The 4816-nt window shown below is 62.9% G+C and carries 4 protein-coding genes and 1 pseudogene; 1 reads left to right on the top strand and 4 read right to left on the bottom strand.

Going from position 1 to position 4816, the window contains the following annotated elements; genetic code table 11:
• The 4 genes and pseudogenes from EN925_RS23790 to EN925_RS23805 all read right to left on the bottom strand — a co-directional run.
• A pseudogene (locus tag EN925_RS23790) lies at nucleotides 1-272 on the bottom strand (lytic transglycosylase domain-containing protein); the annotation flags it as partial.
• 164 nt (nucleotides 273-436) lie between these two features.
• Entirely contained in the window at nucleotides 437-1192 is a 756-nt protein-coding gene (locus EN925_RS23795; RefSeq protein ID WP_127368884.1) for an N-acetylmuramoyl-L-alanine amidase, read from the bottom strand.
• A complete protein-coding gene (locus tag EN925_RS23800; RefSeq protein ID WP_027160641.1) occupies nucleotides 1189-1908 on the bottom strand; it encodes a DnaJ family molecular chaperone in 720 nt (239 codons plus the stop codon). Before EN925_RS23800 ends, EN925_RS23795 begins: the two co-directional genes overlap by 4 nt.
• A 174-nt stretch (nucleotides 1909-2082) precedes the next feature.
• A complete protein-coding gene (locus EN925_RS23805) occupies nucleotides 2083-2457 on the bottom strand; it encodes a hypothetical protein (RefSeq protein ID WP_244514312.1) in 375 nt (124 codons plus the stop codon).
• Nucleotides 2458-2537: 80 nt separating this feature from the next.
• Between EN925_RS23805 and EN925_RS23810 the strand changes: the two genes are divergently transcribed.
• The coding region (locus tag EN925_RS23810) for a hydantoinase/oxoprolinase family protein (RefSeq protein ID WP_206632898.1) at nucleotides 2538-4816 on the top strand (2279 nt) is incomplete at its 3' end.

The following is a 4816-nucleotide window of genomic DNA, read 5'->3' on the forward strand; positions in this document are numbered from 1 at the left end:
TTGGACCAGCTTGCCTTTTCCGCTTTGGCGGAAGCCCGCTTCGTCTCCGCTTTGGCGGATGCCTGCTTTGTCGCCTTGGCGTCGTGGCCTGCCTTGCCGCTTTTTGCGGATACCACGGGAAACCCTTGATCGGCCCGCGGGCTGAATGACGCTGCATGCGCCGCACTGAAGGCAAAAGTCATTACGCCGGCAGCAAGAGCTGCCGTTAAAACGGTAAATTTCTGCATGTGATCCTGTTCTGTCTGAACCGCGCGAAGATGTTCACGCAGCAACGCCTAACCAACGTCGGAACAACCCGGGGGGCTTGGGGTCCGACATCTACACGTCAGCCGTTTGACGCCCGAATTGGTGTCAAACAAGGCCAGGCAAGTCACTTTGAGTGACAGCCTGTAACTTAAGGATTGGAAAGAATTGCTTGGGAGAGGTCTCCCGGGGATTAGCGCTTCACGGAAGCAAGCAGCCTTTGCAGCGTCCGCAGCGTCGAGCCGTCGGCAACGCCGTCCACCTTGCGCGGCCGGAAATGCCGTTGGAAGGCTTCGACCACCGCCTCCGTCTGCCGGTCCAAAACGCCGGATATTTCAACGCCATAGCCGTAGAGCGCCAGCATCGACTGCAACGCTTCGACATCGCCGCCGGTGTCGCCGGTTGTCAGAGTGGCGCCTCGCCTGACGGGCGCGGCCGTAACGAGATGGCCGACACCGGCCTCGAATAGCGTCCGCCACGGAAACTTCTCGCCGGGATCGATTTTGCGCCCCGGCGCAACATCGGAATGCGCGAGTACCCGCTCGGCGGCGATCGAATGCCGACCGGCGATCCCCCGGCACAGCCCGATCACGGCATCGATCTGCCGCCGGGGAAAACCGGGATAGCCCAGCGAATGCCCCGGATTGACGATCTCGATGCCGACGGAACAGGAATTGATGTCGGCGCATCCGAACCACGAACTCTTGCCGGCATGCCAGGCGCGGTCGCTTTCCCTGACCATCTGCACGATATGGCCATTCTCGTGGACCAGATAATGCGACGAGACCTCGCTGGCCGGATCGCAAAGCCAGGCCTCGGCCCCGGCGCCGGTCGCCATGCCGGTGTAGTGCAGCACGATCATGTCGGGCCTGGGTGTCTCGCGCCGCGGGCCGAAATTCGGCGATACCCTGACTTCGGCACGTGGCTCGTCGGGCAGAAAGCCGCTCATGCGTGGCGCAGGCCCCGCTCGATCATCTCGTAGGCGGCATTGATCGCCGCCACCCTGGTGGTCGCGATCTTGATGAATTCCTGAGGCAGGCCGCGCGCAATCAGCCGATCCGGATGATTGTCGGAAACCAGCTTGCGATAGCGTTTCCTGACCTCTTCGAACGGCTTGCCGCGCTCGATGCCCAGCACGACATAGGGATCCCCGGCGCCGAGATTGACGTGCCGGGCCATGATGGCTTCGTAATGCACTTCGTCGATGCGGAAAATCTCGGCGATGCGGTGCAGGAAATGGCCTTCGCGCTCGTGCACCAGCCCGTCGGCCTTGGCGATATGGAACAGACCGTCGAGTATGTCTTCAAGCATCACGCAGTTGGAATGCCCCGAACCGCACATCTGCGCCATCCGCTCGGCATAGGTTTCGAAACCGGCCACGTCGCGCTGGGCGAGATCGAACAGCCGCGCCACATTGCGCGTCTCCTTCGGCGGCACTTCGAATATCTCCTGGAAGGCGCGCACCTCGTCCTGGGTGACGATGCCATCGGCCTTGGCCATCTTGGCCGACAGCGCGATCATCGCCACCGAAAAGGCGACACGCCGGCGCAAATCCGCATCGCCGGAGAAAACCGTGCGCACAGCCTCGACAACGTCGGCGACACCCGACGAGGTTGAGGATGAAACGCGGGTGATGAACTCGCCGAGGCGATCCCAAATCGACATGGCCTGCTTCTTAGAGCCACCGCTCCCTCCTATCAAGCCGGGACAGTGCCGCAGGCTTTGCGCGACAAATCGATCCGGCGCGCGAGAGGGATTGGCCCACGGCGCCCGGACGACATGAGAAAGGCCGGCGCGAGCCGGCCTTCCTCATTCATCACAAGAAGTACTGCTTGCTCACTACTGCGCGGGCGCAGGAGCTGGTGTTGCCGGAGCCGGCTCGGCGGGCTTCTCGGGTGTGATGCTCTTCGTGGTCGAATTATCCGTTGCCGGAGGCGTCGCGGCCGGCGGCGTGGCTTCCGGGGTGGCCGGCTTCATCGGTTCCTCGGCGGCCGGCGGGTTGGTGCTCTGGGTGGTGGTGTTGTCCGTACCGCTGTCACTGCAGGCGGCGACGCCAAGCAAAGCCAAACCGGAAACGGACGCGAGAATGAGCTTTTTCATTTGTCTCTCCTTCAACACACGCTCACGTTGCCGTGAGCGGTCGAAGGACAAATGCGTCAGCCGGCCATGAGTTTCGTAACGTTGCGTTTCCGCATGTAACATCGTCTGGTTCATTTGCGATTGCCGCCCAGGCCGTAGCGAACTAACAGCATGTGCCGAAACACCGATCGAACAGAAGAGCGCCAGGGGCTGTCATGACCGAAAAATGGGATTTCTGGATCGACCGCGGCGGCACATTCACCGATATCATCGGCCGAGATCCGGAAGGCGGGCTGCACCCGCGCAAGCTTCTCTCCGAAAATCCCGAAGCCTATAACGATGCCGCCATCCAGGGCATTCGCGACCTTCTTGGCTTGTCGGCCGGCGACACGATCCCGAGCGGCCTGATCGGCGACATCAAGATGGGCACCACGGTCGCCACAAATGCGCTGCTGGAGCGCAAGGGCGACCGCGTGCTTTTGCTCATCACCAAGGGCTTCCGCGATGCGCTGAAGATCGCCTACCAGGCACGCCCGGACATCTTCGCCAAGGAGATCATCCTTCCCGAACAACTCTACGAGCGCGTCATCGAAATCAACGAGCGTGTGCGCGCCGATGGCTGCGTCGAACAATTGCTCGATATCGCCGCCTGCCGGCCGGCGATCGAACAGGCCAGGGCCGATGGCATCGATGCGGTCGCCATCGTCTTCATGCACGCCTGGAAATACCCCGACCACGAGAAGGCCGTGGCGAAAGTCTGCCGCAAACTCGGTTTCAGCCAGGTCTCGGTCAGCCATGAGGTCTCGCCGCTGATCAAGCTGGTCGGCCGCGGCGACACCGCGGTGGTCGACGCCTATTTGTCGCCGATCCTGTCGCGCTATGTGCAAAGGGTGGCGGGAGAGTTGGGTGCGGCGCCAAGCTCCCCCCTTGTGGGGGAGAGCGATCAATCCCCCCGCCTGATGTTCATGATGTCGTCGGGCGGTCTCACCGCCGCCGACATGTTCCAGGGCAAGGACGCACTGCTGTCAGGACCAGCCGGCGGTGTCGTCGGCATGGTCGAGACGGCCAGGCTCGCCGGCTTCGACAAGGTCATCGGTTTCGACATGGGCGGCACCTCGACCGACGTCGCTCACTATGACGGCGAATATGAGCGCGCCTTCGACACCGAGGTCGCCGGCGTGCGCATCCGCGCGCCGATGATGCGCATCCATACCGTCGCCGCCGGCGGCGGCTCGATCCTGCACTACGAGGCCGGCCGCTTCCGGGCCGGGCCGGATTCGGCTGGCGCCAATCCCGGCCCGGCAGCCTACCGGCGCGGCGGCCCGCTCGCCGTCACCGACGCCAATGTGATGCTGGGCAAGCTGCAGCCCGATTTCTTCCCGGCCATTTTCGGACCCGGCCAGGACGAGCCGCTCGACGTCGAGACGGTACGGGCAAAATTCGCCGCACTCGCCGCCGAAATCGGCGATGGCCGGTCGCCCGAGACTGTCGCCGAGGGCTTCGTCACTATCGCCGTCGAAAACATGGCCAATGCCATCAAGAAGATCTCCGTGCAGCGCGGCTACGACGTCACCGAATATCTCTTGAACTGTTTTGGCGGCGCCGGCGGCCAGCACGCTTGCCTGGTCGCCGATGCGCTCGGCATGGAAGCGGTGCTGATCCATCCCTTCTCAGGTCTTCTGTCGGCCTATGGCATCGGCCTGTCCTCGGTCTTTGCCTCGCGCCAGCAGGCGCTGCTGAAACCGCTTGCCGAAGAGTCCAGAACGGAGATCGGCAACCTCATTGCCACCTTGAGGAAAGCCGTTGTCGCAGAACTCGCGGCGCAAGGCATCGGCGAGGATACGGTCGCCACGAAGTCGGTGCTGCACATTCGCTACGACGGCACCGACACGACACTGCCGGTGAATTTCGAGGCGGATTCGATTTTCCAGGCCAGGCGCGATTTTGAAATCGCCCACAAGGCGCAGTTCGGTTTCGTCTATGACGACAAGCCGATGATCGTCGAGACCGTCGGCGTCGAAGGCACCGACACCGGCGGCACTGGGCGCGACGAAACTGAATCGCGAACCGAAGACCTTGCCGTAAGCCCTTCACAGACCCGCGAAATCTTCACCGAGGGAGAGTGGCGCACTTCACCCATCTTCCGCCGCGAGGCGCTGAAGCCGGGAAACAGGGTTGCGGGACCTGCCTTGATTATCGAGCCGAACCAGACAATCGTCATCGAGCCGGGCTGGCTGGCCGAAATCACCGCCAGGAACCATGTGCTCCTGCGCCGCGTCGAGAAAAAGCGCCGGCAGGCAGCGCTCGGCACCGAGGCCGATCCGGTCATGCTGGAGGTTTTCAACAACCTCTTCATGTCGATCGCCGAGCAGATGGGCGTCACGCTGCAGAACACCGCCTATTCCGTCAACATCAAGGAACGGCTGGATTTTTCCTGCGCCGTCTTCGACCGGACCGGCGCGCTGGTCGCCAATGCGCCGCACATGCCGTTCCA

The sequence above is a fragment of the Mesorhizobium sp. M7A.F.Ca.US.006.04.2.1 genome (assembly GCF_004022915.1).
GTDB lineage: Bacteria > Pseudomonadota > Alphaproteobacteria > Rhizobiales > Rhizobiaceae > Mesorhizobium > Mesorhizobium ciceri.

What these genes read in the sequence shown, in the direction of transcription:
- EN925_RS23800 (WP_027160641.1), bottom strand. Translation starts at nt 1,908, where the DNA reads ATGTCGATTTGGGATCGCCTCGGCGAGTTCATCACCCGCGTTTCATCC.
- EN925_RS23795 (WP_127368884.1), bottom strand. Translation starts at nt 1,192, where the DNA reads ATGAGCGGCTTTCTGCCCGACGAGCCACGTGCCGAAGTCAGGGTATCG.
- EN925_RS23805 (WP_244514312.1), bottom strand. Translation starts at nt 2,457, where the DNA reads ATGAACCAGACGATGTTACATGCGGAAACGCAACGTTACGAAACTCAT.